Here is a 21,653-nt window from a genome sequence, read left to right as displayed (position 1 = left end):
CACACGGTCACGCGATCAGCTTGGTGCTTTCCATGTTCGCGACGTACCACTGGTTGAACGTGATCAACGGCTTGCGCAGTAGCAGTCCGATTAGCAGCAGTGGCAGAATGAACAGCAGCAGTGCCCCCAGGGCCTTCCAATAATCCATGTCGTAGATGCCCGCGATCGCGGCGCGCAGTGCGGTCACCGCGTGCGTGGCCGGCAGGAACGGGCTGATCGAGCTCAGCCACGATGGCAGCATCTGCAACGGGTAGGCGGCGTTCGATCCGGAGATCTGCATGATCAGCATGAGCACGCCTATGGCCTTGCCCACGTTGCCGAAGCTGACCACCATGGTGTACACGAAGAACGAGAACACCAGCGAGCTCACCCAGCTGGTGAGCATGAACAGCCAGGGGTGCACGGCCTGCACGTGCATGAACAGCAGCGAACCGCCCGACGAGAACGTGCTTTGCAGCAGCGAGATCAGCGCGAATACGCCGTAATGGCCGAGGAACAGCTGGTGGGGTTTCGGATCGCCCAGCGCCTTGCGGGTGCGGCGCGAAACCGTGGTTTTCAGCGTCACACCCATGAGCAGTGCGCCCACCCACAGCGGGATGATCACGTACAACGGGGCGAGCGCCGAGCCGAATTCGGCGACGGGGAACACGGCGGTGCGCTTGAGCTGTACCGGCGCGGCGATTGTGGCGGCCAGCGTGTCCGCATCGGTGCCCAGCACCTTCTTGATCTCGTCCAGGTCGGAGCTGTGTAGCGCGTCGTCGAGCTTGGTGGTGAATTCGGTGAGCTTGGTTCCGGTCGCGGCGAGCTTGGACGCGGTCTTGTCGAGCGATTCCTTCACGTCGGCCAGCGTGCTCTGCGCCTTCGCGGTGGTGTCGTCCACGCTGCCCACGGCGTTCTGCAGGGTCGTCTTGCCAGCGGTCAGTGCGCTGGTGGCGTTGGTGATCGACTGCGAGATGGTGTTGAGCTGCGGTTTGATGGTCGTGGCGAAGTCGGTGGAGATGCCGCTTATGGCCTGCTGCGCCTGTGCGGCAAGGGATGTGATTTGCTTGCCGTTGGCGCTGGCGGTGTTCTTCTTCGCGGTCACGTCGGCGGAGGCTTGCTTCAGGCTCGTGGCGAGATTGTTCTGCATGGTGATCGCCGAGTCGAGCTGACCGAGCATCGCGTCGAACGTCGGCTTGCTGGCTGCAGGGATCTGCGGTTCCAGTGCGGCGAGGGTGTTGCGGATGGTCTGGTATTGCGCCGCCTGTTCGCTCACATGCTTGGCTTCGGTGGTGAGCAGTTGCGCGGTGTCGTCCATCTGCTTGCCCGCGTCGGTCGCCAGTTTGCTTGCCGAATCCGCCACGGCACCGTAGCTCGCGGCGCTGCTGGTCAGTGCGTTCGCCAGCGCGGTGGTGCCGGCGCCCAGCGAGCCGGCCAGGTCGGTCGCGCCTTGTTTGGCGGATTGCAGCTGTTCTCCAGCCTCGCTGCCGGTTTTCGAGATGTTCTTGAGCAGCGCGGAGGAGCTGTTCAGCAGTGTGGAGGCGGATGTGGTGAGCGCGCTGAAGTCGCTGATGGTGCTGGAGGAGTCCTTCAGCGTGGTGGCCAGGTCACTGACGTTCGCGGTGAAGTTGTTCAGCGCGGTGGTCGCTTTCGGCGACGACAGTTCGTCGGACAGCTGCGAGGCGATCGACAGCGCCGTGCTGGTCAGCGTGGTGACGAACATCTGGTTGACCTGCGTGCTCACCTGGGTGGCGCCCTGGTTGGTGAGGTTCGGGGTCAGCGCGTTCGTTTTCTCATTGGTGTAGTAGCGGATCTTCACGTTGGCCACGTCGGAGGAGAAGAACGTCATCATGGTTGTGCTGAAGTTCTTCGGAATCACGATGGCCGCATAGTATTTGCCCGATTTGGTGCCTTCGATGGCGTCGTGCTCGTTCGTGAAGGTCCAGTCGAGTTCGGTGTTGGCGCGCAGGGCGTTCACGACCTGATCGCCCACGGTGATCTTCATGGGGATGAGGTCGGAACGGTAGCCTTTGTCGGTGCTGGCGACGGCGAATTTCAGGTTCTTCATGTTGGAGAACGGGTCCCAGCTCGCCGCGATGTTGAACCAGGTGAACAGTCCCGGGATCGCCGTCAGGCCGATCACGATGATGATGGAGACGATGTTGCTGGTCAGGCGTCGTACGTCGCCTACGAACAGTTTGAGGATCGTTCTCATTGGGCGTGCCTCCTGTTGCGTGCCGCGAGCGTGTCGCGGATTGCGGTGTCGTCGAGATTGCCGAGTTCGCGCTGTCTGCGCAGGTTATCTCGCATGAATTCGATGGTCAGCAGGAATCCGATGATGAGCAGGACCCAGATGACCCAGGCGAGCAGCGCTTCAAGCTTCGTGTTGGTCGTCAGCGAGAAGGTGACCGCCAGTATGATCGGCACCACCAGTCCGACGATGAGCGCGCCGCGCTTGAGCTTGGGGTAGAGCGCTTCGAAGCGTGCGGCCCGGCGTTCGATGGACGCCTTGTAGCCGCTGTGGTTCGTCAGCGCCTGCAGCACGTTGGAGATGCGGTATTCGGTTCCGGGCAGGTGCACGTCCTCGCCTACGATCATGTCGCTTTCGCGGATCTGCCGGGCGAACATGCGGTTGGTGTTGGCCATGAGCGGGCGGACGACGAGTCCGATGACGAATCCGATGATGGTGAACAGCAGCAGGTAGACGATGTTGTGCGCCCAGTGGCCGTCGTAGAAGCCGCCGATGGTTTCGCGGAACGCCTTGATCGAGTAGTTGAACGGGAAGAACGGGTAGAGCGTGCGGAAGAAGTCCGGCATCATCTCGATGGGGTAGAGGCCTGAGGCACCGGGGATCTGCAGCATGATGAGCGCGACGCAGATGCCCTTGCCCACGTGCAGGAACGCGGTGGACAGCGCGAAGATGAGCGACAGGTCCACCAGCGAGGTCAGCACGCCGGTCAGTATGAACATCGGGGCGTTGACGGTCTGCACGCCGAGCAGCAAGTCGCCTATGGTGGCGGCCAGGCCCTGCAGCGCGGCGAATACGGCGAGGAACAGGAACCGGCCCATATAGCCTTGCGTGGCGGTCATGGCGGTGATGCCTTCGCTGTCGGATTCGGTTTTGAAGATCACCACAAGCGCGAACGCGCCCACCCACAGCGCCATGTTGGTGAACAGCGGCGCCATGCCCGAGCCGTAGGAGTTCACGGGGTAGAGCACGGTGGTGTCGAGCACGGTGGGGGAGAGCATGAACGAGGCGATGCGCTTGGTGTCGAGTTCGCCGTCGGAGCCGAGCATGGAGCTCAGTGCGGACGAGATGCTCAGGGCGTTGATATCCGTGGCGATGGTGCCGAGCTTGGTGCCGAGCTTGGCCAGGGCCTTGTCGGTGGTGCGCAGTGCGGCCGCGGTGTCGGTGCTGGCCTTGTCGAGCTGGTCGAGCACCACGTCGGTCTGGCTGGCCAGCGCGGTCTGGTTGCTCAGTCCGCCGCCGAGCGTTCCTGCGGCGCCGGCCAGGGAGCCGAGTCCGCTGTTGAGCTGCGGCAGCGCTCCCGAGGTGATTGCCGAGCGGGCGGTGCTGGTGGCGGTCAACGATTGCTGTGCGGCGTTGTTCACGCTCGTCGCCAGGTCGGAGACGGCGGTGATGCTTTTGCCGGTGCTGGTGTTCAGGGCCTGAATGCCGCGCAACGTTTCGGCGGCGTTCTCGTTGCTGGCCTTGAGCTGTGCGATGGCGGCTTTCAGCTCAGGAGTGCTGACGGGCAGGTTGCTCAGCGTATCCAGCACGGAGGCGGTGTTGGCGTTCGCGTTCTGCAGGGTGGTGACCGCGTTGCCGGCGGTGGTGTTGGCTTTGGACAGGCCGGCGGTGACGGTGTTGATGGTGCCGGTGGTCTCCTGCATGGTCTGGGTGAGCAGGGCGGTGCCCTGGTCGAGCCCGCTGGAGGTGGTGGCGGCGAAGTCGTTCAGCCCGTTCTGGGCCGTGGTGATGAGCGTGGAGGTGGCGGTCAGGCTGTTGCCTGCGTCGACGGCGGCCTGCTGCAGGCTGGCCAGCGATTGGCGTGCGGCCTTCGTCTTGGCGGGCGTGGAGTCCATGGTGCTGATGATCGTGGCGAGTTTGCCGCGTGCCGACGAGATGGTGCTTTGCGCCTCGTCCAGCGAGCGCACGGTGTTCGTCTGCATGGTGCCGGCTGTGGTGGAGATGGTGCCGTTGAGGGTGTTCAGGGCGTCGGAAAGCACTTCGCTTACGGTCGAGACGAAGGTGCTGTTCACTTGGGTGTCTACGGTGCCTGCGCCGGTGTCGGTGATCTTCGGCGCGATGGCGCTGACTTTTTCGTTGACGTAGTACTTGAGTTCGGGACGGTTGCCGGTGCCGGTGATGGTGTCGACCAGATCCTTGGAGAAGGTCTTGGGAATGACGATGGTGGCGTATGACTTGCCGGAGCGGACGCGGTCCATGCCTTCCTGTTCGTCGGCGAAGTTCCAGCCGAGCTGGTCGTTGGCCTTCAGCTGCGTGACGATTTGGCTGCCGAGGTTGGCCTTGCCGATGAGCTTGTTGGTGGTGCCCTGATCGTTGTTCACCACCGTCACTTCCACGCCTTTGGTGTTGTGGTAGGGGTTCCAGAACCCGCGGATGTTGAACCATGCGTACATGGGCGGGATGAGCACGAGGCCTATCGCCACCACCCATGCGGACGGCACCTTCAGCAAGCGTTTGAAATCGCGTGCGAGTATCGCGAGTACGTTGCCCATCGGTCTCCTTGAAGTGTGTGAATCGCTGCCTGACTGTGCGCTACGCAACACGTAGCGCTACGCACCAAGTAGCGTACAGCACCCCGTCCCCAGAACCCCGGTAATACGAGTCGGCGCACCGCCGTTGGTTGTGGTGGTGCGTCGACGCGCATGAATGGGGATGTATGGGAAGGAGACGAGAACGGGATCGGGCCTCGTTATGCCGGGGTCGGCGGATCAGGCGATGTCCGTGCCGCTGCCGGTTCCCTGGGAGCTCCAGGAGCTGCCGGAGGAGCTGGAGCCCGAATCGCTTGAGCTATTGGAGCTGTTGGAACTGCCGGAGTTGCTGGAGCTGCCTGATCCATTGGACTCGGACGAACCGTTCGAACCTCCCTGGCTGTTCTGGCCGCCCTGTCCACCGCTCGGCGGTTCGCCCGGCATGCCGTTGGAGCTGCCGGAACCGCTCTGGCCGCCTTGGTTGCTCTGACCCTGCTGACCGCCGGGAGCCTGCATGCCCTGCTGCTGGCTGGAGGAGGAGCCGGACTTGGCGATCATGCCGTAGGCCACGCCGCCGCCGAAGCCGCCGAGCACGCCGAAGGCGAGGCTCACGCCCACCAGCACGGCGATCATCTTGCCGCTGAATCTGCCGGCGGTCGCGCTCGCCGCCTTGGCCGTAGCTCCGGCGGGGTTCGTGTTTGCGGCATACTGTGCGTTGCCCTGCTGTGGCCTGCCGTTCACGGCGAAGGCGTTGGCGTACTGCGCGTTCTGCCTTGCCTGTGCGGACTGTGCGGGCTGCGCCGTCTGTGTGGGTTGCGCGGTTCGTGCGCCCTGCGCCGCCTGTTCCTGCTGGCGGTACATCTCATGCTGCGGCGTGATGAGGGTTTCCGGCTCGCCGCGGTGCTTACCGTTGCCGGATTCGTCTGCGGCGTTCGTGTTCTGAAGGAACGGGTTAGTGTTGGTCATGATGGGTCCTTTCCTTAAGACCTGTTGGGGTTGTGAATTGTGTGGGTTGCGGGTTATTGGATGAGGCGAATATCGGTGATGCGGCCGAGGCATGTGCGAAGTCGGCTCGCGCTCAGCTCATGCTCCACGAGCTGGAGGTGTCGAAGGTGCTGTCGTAGTCGCTGCGGTCGATGAGATCGTCCGTCAGCGTGGTGCCATCGGCATCGCCATCGACGCTGGTGCCGTAGCTGCCGGTCACGGTCACCGTCACCGAACCGGTGCCCTGCACCACGGTCTTGCCGTTCGCCACGATCGTCGCCATATTGCCGTCGGCGTCCACCACCTTGCCGCCCTCGGCGACGTTCAGCGCCGAGACCGTGGTGTCGCCGGTCACCGTCCAGGTGGACGAGCCGTCCACGTTCACGCTGATCGGCTGCGCGCTCGCCGAGCCGGAAACCGCCGAAGCGTTGTCGGTGATGCTCGCGGTTCCGGTCCACGCGCTGCCGTCAAGCAGATTGAGCGTGACCGACGAGATCGTATCGGCGCTCACCGTGCCCTTGAGCGTCTGGTTGCGCCCGGTGAAGGTGACCGTCGCGCCGTTCGACCCGGCGCTGCCCCAGTTGTTCGAATCGTTGCCCGCCGCGGTGATGAGCGCCGCGGCATCGGAATCGAAGTCCAGCGTCGTGTTGCTCAGCACCACGTTCGCCTTGGTGTTGGTGAAGTAGAACATCGATCCGGATTCGATCGCGGACTTGAGCGTGGAGTCCTTGGCCTGGAAGGTCGCCGCGCTGCCGGTGGTCGATTCCGCGTCGCCGGAGGTGGACTGGTAGATGATCACGCCGTTGGCCACCGGATCGGACGCGGTGGCCCCGGTCACATCGCTTTCCAGTGTGGAGTTGTTGATCAGGATGGTGTTGAGACCTTCCATGCCGGCGATCTGCGATCCGCTGGCGGTGCCGGTCACGCCGTTCACCTCGATGTCGCCGGTGGAGTAGAGCAGCGGCGAACCCGATCCGGCCGTGCTCAGCGTGCCGCCGTTCACGGAGATGTTGCCGCCGCCGCGGTCGGTGGCGAGGGTGGCGCTGTGGTCGCCCTTGGTGGTGGCCTTCACGCTACCGGCCAGGATCGTGCCGCCGTAGGTGGCGTCGAGGCCGCGCGAATTCGCCGCGGTGGTGGAGATGGTCGGCTTGCGCGCCAGCACGGTTCCCGAATCGGTGGCGAAGATGGCGTTCGATCCGGAGCTGGTGGCCTTCAGCGTGGTGTTGTCGAGCACGCTGGTCGACTGCTCGCCCACGGTGAGCGAAATGGAATTCGTGCCGTAGAAGTTGTTGTTGTCGGCGTTGTCGGAATCACCCGACTTGACCAGTGTGCCGTTCGTCACGGTCAGGGTGCCGCCGTTGCGCGCCAATGCGGCGTTCTGGTCGGATTTCGTCGCCGTGGTGGTGGCGGACGAGGAGACGGACTTGCCGTCGGCGGTCAGCACGCCGGAATACGTGCCGGTGTAGTCGTAGCTCATGGTGTCGGCACTGCCGCCGCCCGAGGGCTTTGCGCCGAGCGAGGACTGCTGCTGGCCCTGGTTCAGGGTCTGCGCGAAGGCGCAGCCTGCCATGCCGTAGCCGAATCCTGTGATCAGCGAGATGGCGGCGACTGCGGCGATGGCCGTGCCGCCTGGGTTCGCGGTGCCTGTTCTGTGCGGTGCGGAACCGGATTTCTTGTTCATGGTGCGGTCTTTCCTCTAGTGGCTGGTGTTCCTGCCTGTGCCGCGCGGACTTGCCGTTGCCGGCTTCCGTGTGGTTGCTGATTGTCAGTACACTCCTCGTTCCTCACATGGCACTTGGCGCTCTCGACGCGTTGTCTGGAACTTTTCCGAATGGTTGCTGAATGCCGGTGTTGCCGTTCGCCAACGGCCGGCATGACGCTTGCGAGTGCCCGGTCGGGGTGCAAGCGGGGAGTCCGGTTCGGCTCCGGGCGGAATCGGGTGCAGGTCCCGCAAAGCCATGCGGCAGGCGCGGTTCCGATTATGCGGGCCGTGGATTCGGCGTTGGATTCAACGGTGAAGTATGGCCGATTTGTTAGCTTTGACCATGTACTGGGAAGGTAGGGAGATAGCATGCCGGACACTGCTCAACACACCGATCGCGTTGTCTCGAAGCCGAAGTCCAAGCGCGACCACACCTACGATGCCGAACGCAACATGCCGCTTATCGTCACCATTTTCGGCGATCTGGTATTGCTTGACGGCATCGTTTCGCTGCCACTGCTGCTACGTGAGGTCGTCAAGGCCGTCGGCGCGGTGATCCTCGGCTACCAGCGGGTCAATCCGCTCAACCTCACGGTGATCATGTCTGTGGTCGGCACCGCGCTGTTCCTGGTGAACTCCGCGCTGATGATCGTCTTCGGCGTGCTGCTGATCCTGCGCAAGGAACGCCATCGCGCGGCACCCTGGACGTACGTGCTCATGCCGCTCACCTTCATCGAGATCATGTTCTCCCTCTGTCTGCACGGCGTCGGCTGGGATCTGCTGGTGGCCGTCGTGCGGTTCCTGCTGTTGGCGGCGCTGTCGGTCACGGTCGACCCGGGTCTGCGCGAGGAACGCCGCCTGCAACGCACGCTTCGGCGCATGAACGAGCGCGACGCGTTCTTCGAGGACGAGCGGGACGGCATGCTCGGCCGCGACCGCACTGGCAAAGGCTACATGGAGCTCAATTTCTTCAACGTGTTCTGGCTGTTCGCCGTGGGCTGCGTGTTCGGCTGCGCCGTCGAAACGGTGTACCACGCCGTGGTGTTCGGCGGCTATCAGAACCGCGCGAGCTTCCTGTACGGCCCGTTCTCCGCGATCTACGGGTTCGGCGTGGTGCTGGTCTCCGTATGCCTCAACCGCATGTACCGTTCGAACATCGTTACGATTTTCCTGTCCTCGGCCATTCTGGGCGGCGCGTTCGAATGGGTGAGCAGCTGGTTCATGGAAGTGACCGTCGGCATGAAAGCCTGGGATTACACCGGCAAATGGCTGTCGATCGGCGGGCGCACCTGCGGGCAGTTCATGTTCTTCTGGGGCGTGCTGGGCGTGGTGTGGATGCGTCTGATCCTGCCGGCGTTGCTCAACTGCATCAACCGCATCCCCTGGCAGATCCGCTATTCGCTGACCTCGGTCTGCTTCATCCTGCTGCTGGTCGACGCCCTGTTCACGCTTATGGCCATCGACTGCTGGTATATGCGCCTGGCCGGCATCCATTCGAGTTCGCCGGTCGTGCAGTGGATCGACCTGCATTTCCCCAACGAGGTGATGGAGCAGCGTCTGCCTACCATGCACATCGATCCGAGCGTGGCCGGGCGTCCGTAACGTCGTAAGCGCAAGATCTTCGATTTCCGATTGTGCCTTCGTACGTTGCGCGCGTCGCATACACGCATACGACGAGCGGGCGGGATGGAAGAACCCATCCCGCCCGCTGGCGTTTCATACGGTTTTGTCCGGCACGGTTCCGCCGCGCCGATCGGCCGGCGCCGTCACTTGCCGTACTGTTCGTGCACGAAGCGCTCCAGCGCGCCGATCGAACGCTTCACCTTCTCCGTGTCGATGCAGTACGCCATACGGAAGTAGCCCGGCACACCGAAGCTTTCGGACGGCACCAGGATCAGGTCGTAGTCCTTCGCCTTCATGCAGAACGCGGTGGCGTTCTCCTCCAGCGCCTTCGGGAAGATGTAGAACGTGCCGCCGGGGCGCACCACGTCGAAGCCGAGCGAGGTGAGCGCGTCGTACAGCAGGTTCATGTTCGTCTCGTAGACGCTCAGGTCGCTGGTCTCGTCGATGACCTTCGCCACGCCCAGCTGGATCGAGCTCGGCGGGCAGTTGTGGCCGGTGCCGCGGCTGATCTGGCCCATCATCGGTACCAACAGGTCGGCGTCGGTGGCCTTCGGATTCACGGCCACATAGCCGATGCGCTCGCCCGGCAGCGAGAGCGACTTGGAGAAGGAATAGCAGGTGAGCGTGTTGGCGTAGAAGCGTGCTGGGTAGGGCTGCGTGTTGCCGTCGAACACGATCTCGCGGTAGGGCTCGTCGCTGATGAGGAAGATGTCGTGGCCGTATTCACGCTGCTTGGATTCCAAGATCGAGGCCAGGCGGGTCAGCGTTTCGGCGGAGTACACCGCGCCCGAAGGATTGTTCGGGGTGTTGATGAGCACGGCCTGCACGTTCGGGTTCAGCGCCGCCTCGAACGCCTCGAAGTTGATCTGGAAGTTGGCGGTATTGGCGGGGATGACGGTCAGGTGCGCGCCGGTGCCGTTCACATACGGCTGGTATTCGGGGAAGTACGGGGCGAAGGTGATGATCTCGTCGCCCGGCTTGGTCACGGCGCGCATGGCGTGCGACAACGCGCCGGCCGCGCCCGTGGTCGGGAAGATGTGGCGGCCTTCGTAGTCCATGCCGAAGCGGCGGTTCAGGGAGTCCGCGATGGTGGCGCATACCGAGGGGATGCCCAGCGAGGGGGAGTAGCCGTGGATGGCGACCGGGTCGCCGTGCTCGTACAGGTCCACCATGGCGTCGGTGAAGTCCTGCGGTGCCGGCACGGAGGGGTTGCCCAGGGAGAAGTCAAAGACGTTCTCGTAGCCGATCTCCGCGCCGCGCTTGGTAGCGTATTCGCTCAGCTCGCGGATGACGGACTTGCCGCCCAGCATCGCCTTGTATTGCTCGTTGATCATCGGCTTCCTCCCGTGTTCGTTCACTTCGCCGTATTCGCGTCTCAGTATATCCCCGCCCGTTTGCTTTCCCGCCCCGATGTTCGCAAGGCAATGCGATCCCATCTGTCCCGGTTGTCTCGCCGTGCCGCCGGGTGCGCGAGGCGTGTCCCGAAATACACGTTGTGGGGCTTACGGCATTTCGGATCGATGATGCCGAGCGGCGCGGAAGCGAGTCGGGCATGGCGCTCATCCTGCGCAAGGAGGCGTCGTTGCAGGATTACGTGCGCAATATCGCGCATGTGGCCGGCCGCGGCGATTTGGAACAGTGGCGGGAGCATTCGTGGGCGTTCGTGCGCATGATGCTGACCGATACCGAGATCGCCGTCTTGCGGGAGTACCTGCGTGGGCGCACGACGGCGGCGACCGCGCATCTGCTGCATATGTCGGAGGGAACGGTGAAGACGCATATGGGCAATGCCTATAGGAAAATGGGCGTGCACAGCCGTGCCGAAGCCATCCGCATCTGTGTGCGGGAGCACCTGCTGTAGCGCTTGTGACAGGTAGGTGCCTTCGCAACAAAAAAAACCAGCCGAAGCTGGTCTGTGTGAATCGGTGCCCCCCGTGGGATTCGAACCCACAACCCACGACTTAAAAGGACGCTGCTCTAACCGTTGAGCTAGAGGGGCAACAGTCGGCCATTATACAGCATCCCCGGGCGATGTGCCAAACGCGCATGTCCATATGTTCATCGTTGTGTTCGGATATGCGACCATGCCAGTCCGGCCGCCACGGGCTTCACGGCTCTTCTGCACGCCCGCCTACAGTAATGCAGCATGTCATGCACAACGATTCTTGTAGGCAAGAAAGCCAGTTACGACGGTTCCACCATCATCGCCCGCGACGACGATTCCGGCTCCGGGCGCTACGATCCGAAACGCTTCATCGCGGTCGCGCCCCCAGACCAGCCGCGCCATTACCGCAGCGTGCTGAGCCATGTCGAGATCGACCTGCCGGATAACCCATGCCGCTACAGCATCGTGCCGAACGTGCTGCCCAACCGCGGCGTGCTCGCCGAAGCCGGCGTCAACGAACACAACGTGGCCATGAGCGCCACCGAGACCATCGCGGTCAACGAGCGTGTGCTCGCCGCCGACCCCATGGTCGAACTGCAGGAAGACGGCACGCCCGGTGGCATCGGCGAAGAGGACATCATCACCCTGGTGCTGCCGTACGTCGCCACCGCACGCGAAGGCGTCGCACGTCTCGGCGCGCTGCTGGAGGAATACGGCACCTACGAGGCGAACGGCATCATCATCTCCGACGTGGACGAGATCTGGTACGTCGAAACCATCGGCGGCCACCATTGGATCGCCCGCCGCGTGCCGGACGACTGCTACGCCACCATCCCCAATCAGCTCGGCATCGACTCCTTCGACCTTGCCGACGCCTTCGGCGAACGGCACGACCACCTGTGCAGCGCCGACCTGCGCGAATTCATGGACGCGCACCACCTCAACCGCACGATCGACCCGGCCGCCGACCTCGACCGGTTCAACCCGCGCACCGCATTCGGCACCGCCACCACCAAAGACCACATCTACAACACCCCGCGTGCCTGGTACATGCAGCGCCACCTCAACCCGAGCGAGGACTGGGATTCGCCCGCCGCCCGCTACACGCCGGCCTCCGACGACATCCCCTGGTGCCGAGTGCCGGAGAACGCCGTCACCATCGAAGACGTCGACTTCCTCATGGGTGCCCACTTCGAAGGCACCCCCTACGACCCGTATGGCACGCTCGGCACCCCGGAAAGCCGCCACCGCTACCGTCCGATCGGCATCAACCGCACCGGTCACATGGTCGCCATGCAGATCCGCCCCTACGTGCCGGCCGAAAGCCGCTCGATCATGTGGATCTCCTACGGTTCCGGCCCGTTCACCGCGGCCACGCCGTTCTACGCGAACGTGAACGATACGCCCGCCTACCTGCGCGACACCACGCCCGAGGTCTCCACCGGCAACCTGTACTGGACGAACCGCCTGATCGCGGCGCTCGCGGACGCGCATTTCTACGAGACCAGCAACGCCGTCGAGGCGTTCGCGGAAAGCGCTCGCGTGTTCGGGCATAGGCTGGTCGAGCGTACGGATGCGGCGCTGGAGCAGGCAGGGCAGACCGAGGGCGAGCCGGTCGCCGCGCGGTTGGAGGCCGCCAACACCGAAATGGCGGAATACCTGCGCAAGCATGCCACCAAGTTGCTCAACGATGTGCTGTACACGTCCAGCAATCTGATGCACAACAGCTTCGCCATGTCCGACCGCTGGAACTGAGCCGCACGCCCCCGCCGAAACGTCTCGGTGGGCGTATCCGTGGCACGCATGGCGGATTATATGGGTGTGGGCGCTGGAATTCCAACGCCCACACCCATATAACTCAGTTGAAACCGACCACCTTCTCGGCCACCACATAGCCGTTGCGGATGATGAACCGCCCGGCCGAACCGCGCAGGTTCAACGCGCGCGACATCGCCTTCTTGCGCACGTCCGCGTAGATCGACGGCGAATGGGCCTTGATGTCGTCCCACATCGCTTCCTTCTTGGCGTAGTTCGCCGGGTCCTTCGAGAGGATCATGAACACGCTCGCCACGGAGCTTTGGATGGACAGGAAGTGGATCATGTAGCGGTACAGGCCGTCGGGCACCGTGCCGCGTTCGGGCGTCGCCGCCACCATGCACTGGTTCACCAGCCGCAGCTGGTCCACGCGCTTGATCATCACCTCGGTCTGCACGCTCTGGCCTTCGCGCCCGATGTAGTAGTGGTAGAACGGCGTATCCAGGTATTTCAGCGTCTTCACCCATGGGAACGGCTGGTATGCGTAGATGAAATCGACATAGAACGTGTGCTCGGGCAGCTTCATGCCGGAGGCGCGCACCACGTCGGTGCGGAAGGTCAGCGCGTGCATCAGGATGTACTCCGCGAGGCCGAAATGCCCCAGATCGTCCCAGCCGAGCCGCTTGCCGGGCTTCATGGCGTGACGGAAGTTCACCACGTGCTTGTGGCGCTTTTCGACCTTGTCGTACACGTAGTTCGTCACCAGCATATCGATGGGGTCGTCGCGCTTGGTCTCCTCGCGCAGCGTGGCGAGCACTTCCTCCAGCGATTCGGGGTCCACCCAGTCGTCGGCGTCCACGACCTTCACGTAGGTGCCGGTCGCCTCCGCGATGCCGGTGTTCACCGCGCCGCCATGACCTTTGTTCTCCTGGTGGATCGCACGCACGATGCCGGGGTTGTTGCGTTCCAGCTTCTGCGCGTAGGCGAGGGTGCCGTCCTTGGAGCCGTCATCGACGATCAGCACTTCGATGTCGTCGGTGTTGCGTGCGGAAAGCAGCGAATTCACGCATCGGTCGAGATAGCCCTCCATATTGTATGAGGGAATCACAAAAGTAAGCGTCTTCGACGTTGTCGTCATCACGTATGTCCTCTATGTCCTCTTCAGCCCCACTAGGTCAGATCATGTCAGTCGGTCTGTTCACTGTCAGCTTCACACGGTAGCACTGTATCGGCTTGGGTGGAAGAACCGTTCCCGCTCTTGGCCGTATCCTTGCCCTTCTTCTTCGCGCGCGCATCCTCGAACAGCAGTTTCGGCTTGGAATCGAGCCTGCTCAGCCCATGCCATGCCAGATCCACCAGGTATGCGGCCATCTGCTCCTTGCTGACCTTCGGATGCGTGGCCCAGTACTGGCCGGTGAACACGGTCATGCCCACGAGCATCTGCGCGTAGTAGGGCACGCCCTTGGGCGAGAGCTTCTGGCGTTTGAAGGCCGCGGTGAGCAGGTCCTCGACGCGCAGCGAGATGTCTCCCAGCAGCGAGCTGAACGATCCGGACGGGTCCGTGGTCGGCGAATCGCGCACCAGCACCTGGAATCCTTCGGTGTTCTGTTCGATGTAGGTGAGCAGCGCCATTGCCGCACGTTCCACGATCTGGCGCGGGTGGGCGGTCGGGTCGGACAGCGATTCGATGAGCACGGATGTCAGCGTGCGCATCTCTCGGTCGACGATCACCGCGTAGATGCCTTCCTTGCCTCCGAAATGCTCGTAGACGATGGGTTTGGAGACCTTGGCGTGGGCGGCGATCTCCTCCACGCTCACGGCTTCGAATCCTTTGGCCGCGAAGAGCGAACGGGCCACCTGAATGAGCTGTTCGCGGCGCTGCAGGGATGACATTCGTGAAGTATTGGCCATGCCGCCTAGTTTTTCACGCCCACTGGAAAAGCGACCGGGCAAAGCCGTGGAATGGGTGAAGCGTTGGCGGTGGGCGGAACGGGCGGCGGTGCCCTCGGTAGACTGGGGCGTTATGGATACGAATATGATTCTTGCCGTTGTAGGCATCGTTGTTGTGGTGGTCGCGCTGATCGCCGTGAGTGTGTGGATGCAGAAGTCCCGCAAGAAGGATTTGGACAAGGCGCTGGAGTCGAAGGGCACGAAGCCCGCCGAGTCGGCATCTTCGGCCAAGTCCCAGGGCCAGCAGGCCGGTTCCGAGTCCGCTGCGGAGCAGCAGGGAACGGTCGAGGCTCAGGAATCGGCCGAATCCGCCGAATCTGCCAAGTCTGCTGAATCCGCGAAGTCCGCTGAGTCTGCCGAGCCTACCGGAACGAACGAAGCGCAGCAGCCCGCCGCCGAGGCCAAGTCCTCCATCGAATCCCCCGAATCCGTCGGCTCGCGCATGACCCGCTTGAAGGCCAAGCTCGCCAGCAGCGCCAACCCCTTCGGCAAGGCGCTGTTCAATATTCTCGCCAAAGACAACCTGTCCGAGGACGATTGGCAGGACGTGGAGGATACGCTGCTGCTCGCCGATGTCGGTGCCGAGGCCAGCGAGCGCCTGGTCGATGAGCTGCGCCGCGATGCCCGTGTCACCGGCAAGGCCGATGCCTCCGAGGTGCGTGCTGCGTTGAGGGAGAAGCTGCTGGATGTGGTCGGCCGTGATACGGATCGTCGTCTCAACGCCGATAAGGAGGGCGCGAACAAGCCGAGCGTCATCATCATGGTCGGTGTGAACGGTACCGGCAAGACCACCACCGCGGGCAAGCTTGCGCGTCTGTTCGTGGCGGATGGCAGGAAGGTCGTGCTGGGTGCTGCGGATACGTTCCGTGCCGCTGCGGCCGATCAGCTGGAGACCTGGGGTTCGCGTGTGAACGTGCCGGTCGTGCGTTCCGACAAGGATGGCGCCGATCCGGCGTCGGTCGCGTTCGAGGCCAGTGCCAAGGCCAAGGAGGAGAACGCCGATGTGCTCATCATCGATACCGCCGGCCGTTTGCAGAACAAGTCGAATCTGATGGACGAGCTGGGCAAGATCCGCCGTGTGACCGAGAAGAATCTGCCGGTGGATGAGGTGCTGCTGGTGCTCGACGCCACCACTGGTCAGAACGGTATGGCGCAGGCCAAGGTGTTCGCCGAGGCGATCGGCATCACCGGCGTGGTGCTGTCGAAGCTCGATGGTTCCGCCAAGGGCGGCATTGTGGTGTCCGTGCAGAAGGAGCTGGGTGTTCCGGTGAAGCTGGTCGGTTTGGGCGAGGGGCCCGACGATCTCGCGCCGTTCGATCCGGAGGGCTTCGTCGACGGCATTCTCGCCTGACGAGCCTGCTCGCCGGCACGTTCGCCGGCGCGACTGTTTATCGGACCGACCGCATGTTGGCCGGTCCATCCGCCGCAAGCGCCTGCATATTACACGGTTTTTACATGCTTAACACATATGTAACGTGCTGTAACGTGCAGAAAACGCTTGCGGCGTTCACTACTCAACTGTGAGCCCCGAGAGGGCCGAATAACTGAGAGAGCCCCGTATGCGGGGCGTTACGCATTAAGAGAGGGAGGTAGACATGGATACCGGAAATGCCGCATGGATATTGACTTCCGCGTCCCTGGTTTTCCTCATGACGCCGGGTGTGGCGTTCTTCTATGGAGGCATGGTTCGTGCCAAGGCCGTTCTGAACATGATGATCATGGAGGCCGCGGCTCTGTCGGTCACCATGGTCGTCTGGGTGTTCTGGGGCTGGTCGATCGCGTACGCCGGCAAGTCCGTTGGAGGGATCTTCGGTGACCCTGCCAGCGGTTTCCTGCTGAAGGATTCCATGATCGCCAAGGATGGCGTGTTCACCGCCACCGGTCTGAACGATAACAAGTACCCGGTGAGCATCGACGTGGCGTTCCAGGCCGCGTTCGCCATGATCACCGTCGCCCTGATCTGCGGCGCCATCGCCGAACGTGTGAAGTACAGCACGTGGATGATCTTTGTGGCGCTGTGGATCACCTTCGATTACGCTCCGCTCGCGCACATGGTGTGGAACGGCGGCCTGCTGTCCGCCGACGGCGCGATCTCCCAGGCCATCGGCGCTCAGGCGCATGATTTCGCAGGTGGTACGGTCGTCCATATCAACGCCGCAGTCGCGGCACTGATCATCGTGCTCATCATCGGCAAGCGTAAGGGCTTCGGCACGCAGCCGTTCCGCCCGCACAACGTCCCGTTCGTCATGCTCGGCGCCTTCCTGCTGTGGTTCGGCTGGTTCGGCTTCAACGCCGGTTCCGCCTTCGCCGCCAACGGCACCGCCGGCTACGCCTGGGTCTCCACTTCCGCCGCTACGGCTGCCGCAATGCTGTCCTGGGGCTTCACTGAGAAGATCCGTACCGGCCACTACACCGCAATGGGCGCCGCTTCCGGCATCGTCGCTGGTCTGGTCGCCATCACCCCGGCCGCCGATGTGGTCTCCCCGCTGTGGGCCATCGTGATGGGTGCCATCGCCGGCGTGCTCACCTGCCTGGCCTGCGGTCTGAAGTTCAAGCTCGGCTACGACGATTCCCTTGATGTGGTCGGCGTCCATGGCGTCGGCGGCTTCACCGGCACCGTGCTCATCGGCTTCTTCGGTGAGGGCACCGGCCTGCTGGCCGGCGGCGATTGGCGTCAGCTGGTCGTGCAGCTGCTGGTCGCACTGGTCGCCATCGTCTGGTCCGCCGTGATCACCGGCATCATCGCCTTCGCTCTGGAGAAGACGATCGGCTGGCGCGTCACCGAAGCCCAGGAGGTCGGCGGCATCGATCTGGCCGATCAGGGCGAACGCGCATACGATTTCGCTGGCACTGCCAGCTCCGTTCTCAAGGAGGTGAGGTGAGATGAAGCTCATCACCGCTATCATCCAGCCGCATAAACTCGACGATGTCAAGGAAGCCCTTGCGGCGGCCGGCGTGCACGGCCTGACCGTGTCCGAGGCCAACGGCTACGGCCGTCAGCGCGGCCACACCGAGGTCTACCGTGGCGCCGAATACACCGTGGACCTGATCCCGAAGATCCGTGTCGAGGTGCTGTCCGACGACGCCGACGCCGAAACGCTGGTCGGTGTGATCGTCAAGGCGGCCGGCACCGGCACCATCGGCGACGGCAAGGTCTGGGTCACGCCGCTTGATTCCGTGACCCGCGTGCGCACCGGCGAAACCGGTTCCGCCGCGATCTGATCCGTTCGGTCGGTTGGACTATGAATGATGCGATCCCCGCATGCGAGCCAGTCTCCATGCGGGGATCGCTGTTACTGGAGCATGATGCGCGGGCATGATGCATGGGCGTGGTGCGTGTGGCGCATGGGTATGCAACGTATGGGTATGAAACGAGGGTGACGTGACTTCTGCGGTTGATGGGCTCAAGCAACGGTTCATGGAACTGAGCCGTGCCGATGAGGACGGCGTGTACCGCGACGGTGCGGCGAAGCGCCGGGCGCGTACGGAGCTGGCCATGGGGTGCCTGCGCGCATTGTGGGACGAGGCCTGCGCGGCGGTACCGTTCGACGTGCCTGCCACGGGCGTGGGGCTTGGCGCGGTGGGCTCGCTGGCCCGCGGCCAGGTGGGGCCGAGCTCGGATCTCGACCTGGTGGTGATCTACGAGCCCAAGGCGCTCAACGACCAGCAGCTCAACGCTCTGGCGAACAAACTGTGGTACCCGCTGTGGGATTCCGGCTTGGACCTGGACCAGTCGGTGCGTACGCGGGCCCAGTGCGAGGCGGTGACCGACCATGATCTGCCGGCCGCGATGGGCTGGCTCGATGTGGTGCCGGTCGCCGGCGATACCGAGCTGATTCGTTCCACTGCCCTGTCGATTCTGGAACGTTGGCGCAAGGCCGCGCGCAAGCGGCTTCCCGAACTGCTTGATTCCGCCAAATCACGCTTGGATGAGTTCGGGCGCATGGAATATCTCAACCAGCCGGACATCAAGGAGGCGCGTGGCGGCCTGCGCGATGCGGTGCTGGTATCCGCGCTGGCGGCCTCCTGGCTGGCGGATCGCCCGCACGGGCGTTACGACGATGCGGTCGAACGGCTGCTCGACGTACGCGACTGCATCCACCTGGTCGCCGGCAAGGACGCGAACAGGCTGCTCTCGCCCTACCAGGCCAAGGTCGCCGCGATGCTGGGTCTTGCCGACCCGACGCTGCCCGAGGGGGAGCGCGAGGCGAAATCCATCGACGATCTGCAGACCCTGCTGGCCAGGCTCGGCCGCCAGATCGCGTTCTCGCTCGATTCCACCGCGTCGCGCGCCGGGCATTCGCTCACGCATGAGAAGCCCCGGTTCGCGTTCTTCCAATTGGCGCGCACCAAGGCGCACGGCAAGCGCGAGGCGCCGAAGTTCGAGCTGCTTGCCCCCGGCATCGCCAAGCACGAGGGCGAAGTGGTGCTCGCCCCCGGCGTCGACCCGGCGGCCGATGCCGCGCTGGCGCTGCGCGTGGGCGTGGCGGCCGCCGAGTCGGGGCTGCCCATCGCGCCGGGCACGCTGAACAATCTTCGGCGCTGCCCGATTCGCGACAGCGTGTGGGACGACGAGTCGCGCGAGCTGTTCGTGCGGCTGCTGGAATGTTCCGCATCGTTGCTGTCCGTGTGGGAGGAGCTTGATTTCGTTGATATTCCGGGGCGTTGGATTCCCGAATGGCTGGGCGTGCGCAACCGGCCGAGCGCTTCCGCCGCACACCGCTACACCATCGACCGGCATATGGTCGAGGTGGTCACCCGGCTCGGCCGCATGTCGCCCAGCGGCACGCCGTACGACGACGCGCACTATCACGCGCTGCTGCTGGCCGGCATACTGCACGACATCGGCAAACGCCCGGGGGTGCGCGACCATGCCGCCGAAGGCGCCCGCCATGCCTGCGCGATCCTCAAACGCATGGGTTACGACGCGAACACGGTCCGGTGGGTGACGGTGCTGGTGCGCGAGCATCTGACCCTGTCCGATTTCGCGACCGGCAAGAATCCCAACGACCCGGCTGTGGGCGACGACTTGGCCGCCTGCGTCGACCGGGACCCGGTGCTGCTGGATATGCTGTTCGACCTCACACGTGCCGACGGCTCGTCCCTGGGTGCCACGGCGGGCGAAACGATAAGCAAACAGTACGGATGGAGCAGGTGGCGCGAGACCTTGGTGCGTACCATGTACACCGCCGCGCGCTACCACATGTGACGAATCGCCGCGAACGGTTGGAAAATGGCGGGTTTGGTGCAATCGTCGAACGATTTACCATGGAATCGGCTTTTACGCAACCCGCTTGCCGGTGGTGGAAAAGTTATCCTCATGTTATGCACCGAGTTATCCCCACAATGTGGATAACCATATACGATATCCACATAGTTATCCCCGAAATGTGGATAACTAATTTTTCTATCCACATTGCCATCCCGCGCGTGTTGCGCACCCGTCAACGACTGTTCGCCCGTCGTTCACGTTCGCACAGCACCGATGTTCATTTCGCCGGGTGATCCACTCGGTGAATCATCCGGCATGCCGCCAAATGAATCGCCCGGCGAATCACACCGGCCGCACGGCCACCTCCATGGCCCGGCGAAACCACCTTCCCGCGCCTCTCCTATACTGGGGAACCATGGCTCAGGAACCTTGGGAAGACGATATTCAGGAAGGCGCGTCCACCGGCTATGTGCCCGGCAGGACGGGAACGCCGGTGCGCGATCCGCTGTTCGACCGCGTGCCCCCGCACGACGACGATGCGGAGATGGCGGTGCTCGGCGGCATGCTGATGAGCAAGGACGCCATCGGCGAGGTCAGTCAGATGATCGACGTCACCGACTTCTACCAGCCCAAGCATCAGACCATCTACGAGTCCATCATCAACCTGTTCTCCGCGTCGCAGCCGGTGGACGCGGTGCTCGTCGCCAACGAGCTGATGAAGCACGGCGACCTCGACAAGGTGGGCGGCGTCGACTACCTGCATTCGCTCGTCGCATCCGTGCCCACCGCGGCCAACGCCACCTACTACGCCGACATCGTCCATCAGCGCGCCATTCTGCGCAACGTGATCGCGGCCGGCACCAAGATCGCGCAGCTCGGCTACTCCGCCGAAGGCTCGCAGGCCGAGGACGTGGTCAACCTCGCGCAGTCCGAGGTCTACGAGATGTCCGTGGGCAAGGTGCGCCAGGACTACACCGCCATCGGTCCGGTGGTGCACGACGCGCTCGACCAGATCGACCAGTTGCAGCAGGGCCTGGTCCAGAAAGGCGTGCCGACCGGCTTCCGTGACATCGACGATCTGACCCAGGGCCTGCAGCCCGGCCAGATGGTCGTCGTGGCAGGCCGACCGGCCATGGGCAAGTCCACGCTCGGCATCGATTTCGCCCGTTCCGCCGCGCTGCACCACCACCTGACCACCATCGTGTTCAGTTTGGAAATGAGCAAGGTGGAGCTCGCGCAGCGCATCATCTCCGCCGAAACGGACATCCCGCTGGGTGCGTTGCGCCGCGCCGACGAGATCACCCCCGACCGGTGGGCCACGCTCAACAACTTCTGGTCCAAGCTCGACGACGCACCGCTGTTCATCGACGATTCGCCGAACATGAGCCTGATGGAGATCCGCGCGAAATGCCGTAGGCTCAAGCAGACCAACGATCTCAAGCTCGTCGTCATCGACTACCTGCAGCTCATGACCTCGGGCAAGCAGGTGGAAAGCCGCCAGCAGGAGGTCTCCGACTTCTCGCGTGCGCTGAAGCTGCTCGCCAAGGAGCTCGAAGTGCCCGTGGTGGCGCTGAGCCAGCTGAACCGTGGCCCGGAAATGCGCAACGACAAGAAACCGCAGCTGTCCGATCTGCGTGAATCCGGCTCGATCGAACAGGACGCCGACGTGGTGTTCCTGGTGCACAGGCCCGACTTCTACGACAAGGAGGACCGCCCGGGCGAGGCCGACATCATCATGGCCAAGCACCGTAACGGCCCGACCGAAACCTTCCACCTGGCGTTCCTTGGCGCCACATCGAAGTTCAAGGACATGCCGCAGGACTACGCGCAGGGAGTGTGATCCG

15 protein-coding genes and 1 tRNA gene are annotated in these 21,653 nt (G+C 63.6%); 8 read left to right on the top strand and 8 right to left on the bottom strand.

Annotated features, from left to right (window positions below; translation table 11 throughout):
* Nucleotides 1-7: 7 nt before the first annotated feature.
* The 4 genes from G1C98_RS07980 to G1C98_RS07965 all read right to left on the bottom strand — a co-directional run bounded on the left by G1C98_RS07980 (nucleotide 8) and on the right by G1C98_RS07965 (nucleotide 7,363).
* The gene (locus G1C98_RS07980; protein ID WP_169080696.1) at nucleotides 8-2,194 is read right to left on the bottom strand and encodes a YhgE/Pip domain-containing protein; all 2,187 of its coding nucleotides are present in this window, start codon (nucleotides 2,192-2,194) and stop codon (nucleotides 8-10) included.
* On the bottom strand, nucleotides 2,191-4,722 hold the full coding sequence (locus tag G1C98_RS07975) for a YhgE/Pip domain-containing protein (protein WP_169080695.1): 2,532 nt from the start codon (nucleotides 4,720-4,722) through the stop codon (nucleotides 2,191-2,193). The genes G1C98_RS07980 and G1C98_RS07975 overlap by 4 nt, the downstream gene beginning before the upstream one ends.
* A gap of 216 nt (nucleotides 4,723-4,938) precedes the next feature.
* On the bottom strand, nucleotides 4,939-5,664 hold the full coding sequence (locus G1C98_RS07970; RefSeq protein WP_169080694.1) for a hypothetical protein: 726 nt from the start codon (nucleotides 5,662-5,664) through the stop codon (nucleotides 4,939-4,941).
* Between the two features lie 112 nt (nucleotides 5,665-5,776).
* Nucleotides 5,777-7,363, bottom strand: coding sequence for a beta strand repeat-containing protein (locus tag G1C98_RS07965; protein ID WP_240944971.1), 1,587 nt, complete (start codon nucleotides 7,361-7,363; stop codon nucleotides 5,777-5,779).
* A gap of 390 nt (nucleotides 7,364-7,753) precedes the next feature.
* Here G1C98_RS07965 and G1C98_RS07960 point away from each other — a divergent pair, with 390 nt between their 5' ends.
* Nucleotides 7,754-8,986 carry a putative ABC transporter permease gene (locus tag G1C98_RS07960; protein WP_240944970.1) on the top strand — a complete coding sequence of 411 codons (1,233 nt, stop codon included), beginning with the start codon at nucleotides 7,754-7,756 and terminating at the stop codon, nucleotides 8,984-8,986.
* Nucleotides 8,987-9,150: 164 nt separating this feature from the next.
* Here the strand turns inward: G1C98_RS07960 and G1C98_RS07955 are convergent, their stop codons facing one another.
* Nucleotides 9,151-10,341: a pyridoxal phosphate-dependent aminotransferase gene (locus G1C98_RS07955; protein WP_169080693.1), complete on the bottom strand. Its 1,191-nt coding sequence runs from the start codon at nucleotides 10,339-10,341 to the stop codon at nucleotides 9,151-9,153.
* 218 nt (nucleotides 10,342-10,559) lie between these two features.
* Here G1C98_RS07955 and G1C98_RS07950 point away from each other — a divergent pair, with 218 nt between their 5' ends.
* A complete protein-coding gene (locus G1C98_RS07950; protein ID WP_169080692.1) occupies nucleotides 10,560-10,868 on the top strand; it encodes a response regulator transcription factor in 309 nt (102 codons plus the stop codon).
* Nucleotides 10,869-10,933: 65 nt separating this feature from the next.
* Here the strand turns inward: G1C98_RS07950 and G1C98_RS07945 are convergent.
* A tRNA-Lys gene (locus G1C98_RS07945) sits at nucleotides 10,934-11,006 on the bottom strand.
* Nucleotides 11,007-11,153: 147 nt separating this feature from the next.
* Between G1C98_RS07945 and G1C98_RS07940 the strand changes: the two genes are divergently transcribed.
* Nucleotides 11,154-12,647, top strand: coding sequence for a C69 family dipeptidase (locus G1C98_RS07940; protein ID WP_169080691.1), 1,494 nt, complete (start codon nucleotides 11,154-11,156; stop codon nucleotides 12,645-12,647).
* A gap of 103 nt (nucleotides 12,648-12,750) precedes the next feature.
* On the opposite strand, the gene G1C98_RS07935 is transcribed toward G1C98_RS07940, so the two are convergent.
* Complete coding sequence (locus G1C98_RS07935; protein WP_169080690.1) at nucleotides 12,751-13,785, bottom strand: glycosyltransferase family 2 protein; 1,035 nt, start codon at nucleotides 13,783-13,785, stop codon at nucleotides 12,751-12,753.
* Nucleotides 13,786-13,832: 47 nt separating this feature from the next.
* On the bottom strand, nucleotides 13,833-14,540 hold the full coding sequence (locus G1C98_RS07930) for a TetR/AcrR family transcriptional regulator (RefSeq protein ID WP_169080689.1): 708 nt from the start codon (nucleotides 14,538-14,540) through the stop codon (nucleotides 13,833-13,835).
* A gap of 130 nt (nucleotides 14,541-14,670) precedes the next feature.
* Between G1C98_RS07930 and ftsY the strand changes: the two genes are divergently transcribed.
* The 5 genes from ftsY to dnaB all read left to right on the top strand — a co-directional run bounded on the left by ftsY (nucleotide 14,671) and on the right by dnaB (nucleotide 21,649).
* Nucleotides 14,671-15,948 carry a signal recognition particle-docking protein FtsY gene (gene ftsY / locus G1C98_RS07925; protein ID WP_169080688.1) on the top strand — a complete coding sequence of 426 codons (1,278 nt, stop codon included), beginning with the start codon at nucleotides 14,671-14,673 and terminating at the stop codon, nucleotides 15,946-15,948.
* Nucleotides 15,949-16,192: 244 nt separating this feature from the next.
* Nucleotides 16,193-17,479, top strand: a complete 1,287-nt coding sequence (locus G1C98_RS07920) for an ammonium transporter (RefSeq protein ID WP_169080687.1) — start codon at nucleotides 16,193-16,195, stop codon at nucleotides 17,477-17,479.
* Nucleotide 17,480: 1 nt separating this feature from the next.
* A complete protein-coding gene (locus G1C98_RS07915) occupies nucleotides 17,481-17,819 on the top strand; it encodes a P-II family nitrogen regulator (protein ID WP_044280483.1) in 339 nt (112 codons plus the stop codon).
* Nucleotides 17,820-17,979: 160 nt separating this feature from the next.
* Nucleotides 17,980-19,806, top strand: coding sequence for a [protein-PII] uridylyltransferase family protein (locus tag G1C98_RS07910; RefSeq protein WP_169080686.1), 1,827 nt, complete (start codon nucleotides 17,980-17,982; stop codon nucleotides 19,804-19,806).
* 418 nt (nucleotides 19,807-20,224) lie between these two features.
* The gene (dnaB, locus tag G1C98_RS07905; RefSeq protein WP_205831953.1) at nucleotides 20,225-21,649 is read left to right on the top strand and encodes a replicative DNA helicase; all 1,425 of its coding nucleotides are present in this window, start codon (nucleotides 20,225-20,227) and stop codon (nucleotides 21,647-21,649) included.
* Nucleotides 21,650-21,653 lie beyond the last annotated feature (4 nt).

The organism is Bifidobacterium erythrocebi (assembly GCF_012932675.1).
Lineage (GTDB): Bacteria > Actinomycetota > Actinomycetes > Actinomycetales > Bifidobacteriaceae > Bifidobacterium > Bifidobacterium erythrocebi.
This window is presented reverse-complemented; position numbering and strand designations above follow the sequence as displayed.

Excerpts from the sequence above, each read along its gene's own strand:
- G1C98_RS07980 (WP_169080696.1), bottom strand. The coding sequence starts at position 2,194 with ATGAGAACGATCCTCAAACTGTTCGTAGGCGACGTACGACGCCTGACC.
- G1C98_RS07975 (WP_169080695.1), bottom strand. The coding sequence starts at position 4,722 with ATGGGCAACGTACTCGCGATACTCGCACGCGATTTCAAACGCTTGCTG.
- G1C98_RS07970 (WP_169080694.1), bottom strand. The coding sequence starts at position 5,664 with ATGACCAACACTAACCCGTTCCTTCAGAACACGAACGCCGCAGACGAA.
- G1C98_RS07965 (WP_240944971.1), bottom strand. The coding sequence starts at position 7,363 with ATGAACAAGAAATCCGGTTCCGCACCGCACAGAACAGGCACCGCGAAC.
- G1C98_RS07960 (WP_240944970.1), top strand. The coding sequence starts at position 7,754 with ATGCCGGACACTGCTCAACACACCGATCGCGTTGTCTCGAAGCCGAAG.
- G1C98_RS07955 (WP_169080693.1), bottom strand. The coding sequence starts at position 10,341 with ATGATCAACGAGCAATACAAGGCGATGCTGGGCGGCAAGTCCGTCATC.
- G1C98_RS07950 (WP_169080692.1), top strand. The coding sequence starts at position 10,560 with ATGGCGCTCATCCTGCGCAAGGAGGCGTCGTTGCAGGATTACGTGCGC.
- G1C98_RS07940 (WP_169080691.1), top strand. The coding sequence starts at position 11,154 with ATGTCATGCACAACGATTCTTGTAGGCAAGAAAGCCAGTTACGACGGT.
- G1C98_RS07935 (WP_169080690.1), bottom strand. The coding sequence starts at position 13,785 with ATGACGACAACGTCGAAGACGCTTACTTTTGTGATTCCCTCATACAAT.
- G1C98_RS07930 (WP_169080689.1), bottom strand. The coding sequence starts at position 14,540 with ATGTCATCCCTGCAGCGCCGCGAACAGCTCATTCAGGTGGCCCGTTCG.
- ftsY (WP_169080688.1), top strand. The coding sequence starts at position 14,671 with ATGGATACGAATATGATTCTTGCCGTTGTAGGCATCGTTGTTGTGGTG.
- G1C98_RS07920 (WP_169080687.1), top strand. The coding sequence starts at position 16,193 with ATGGATACCGGAAATGCCGCATGGATATTGACTTCCGCGTCCCTGGTT.
- G1C98_RS07915 (WP_044280483.1), top strand. The coding sequence starts at position 17,481 with ATGAAGCTCATCACCGCTATCATCCAGCCGCATAAACTCGACGATGTC.
- dnaB (WP_205831953.1), top strand. The coding sequence starts at position 20,225 with ATGGCTCAGGAACCTTGGGAAGACGATATTCAGGAAGGCGCGTCCACC.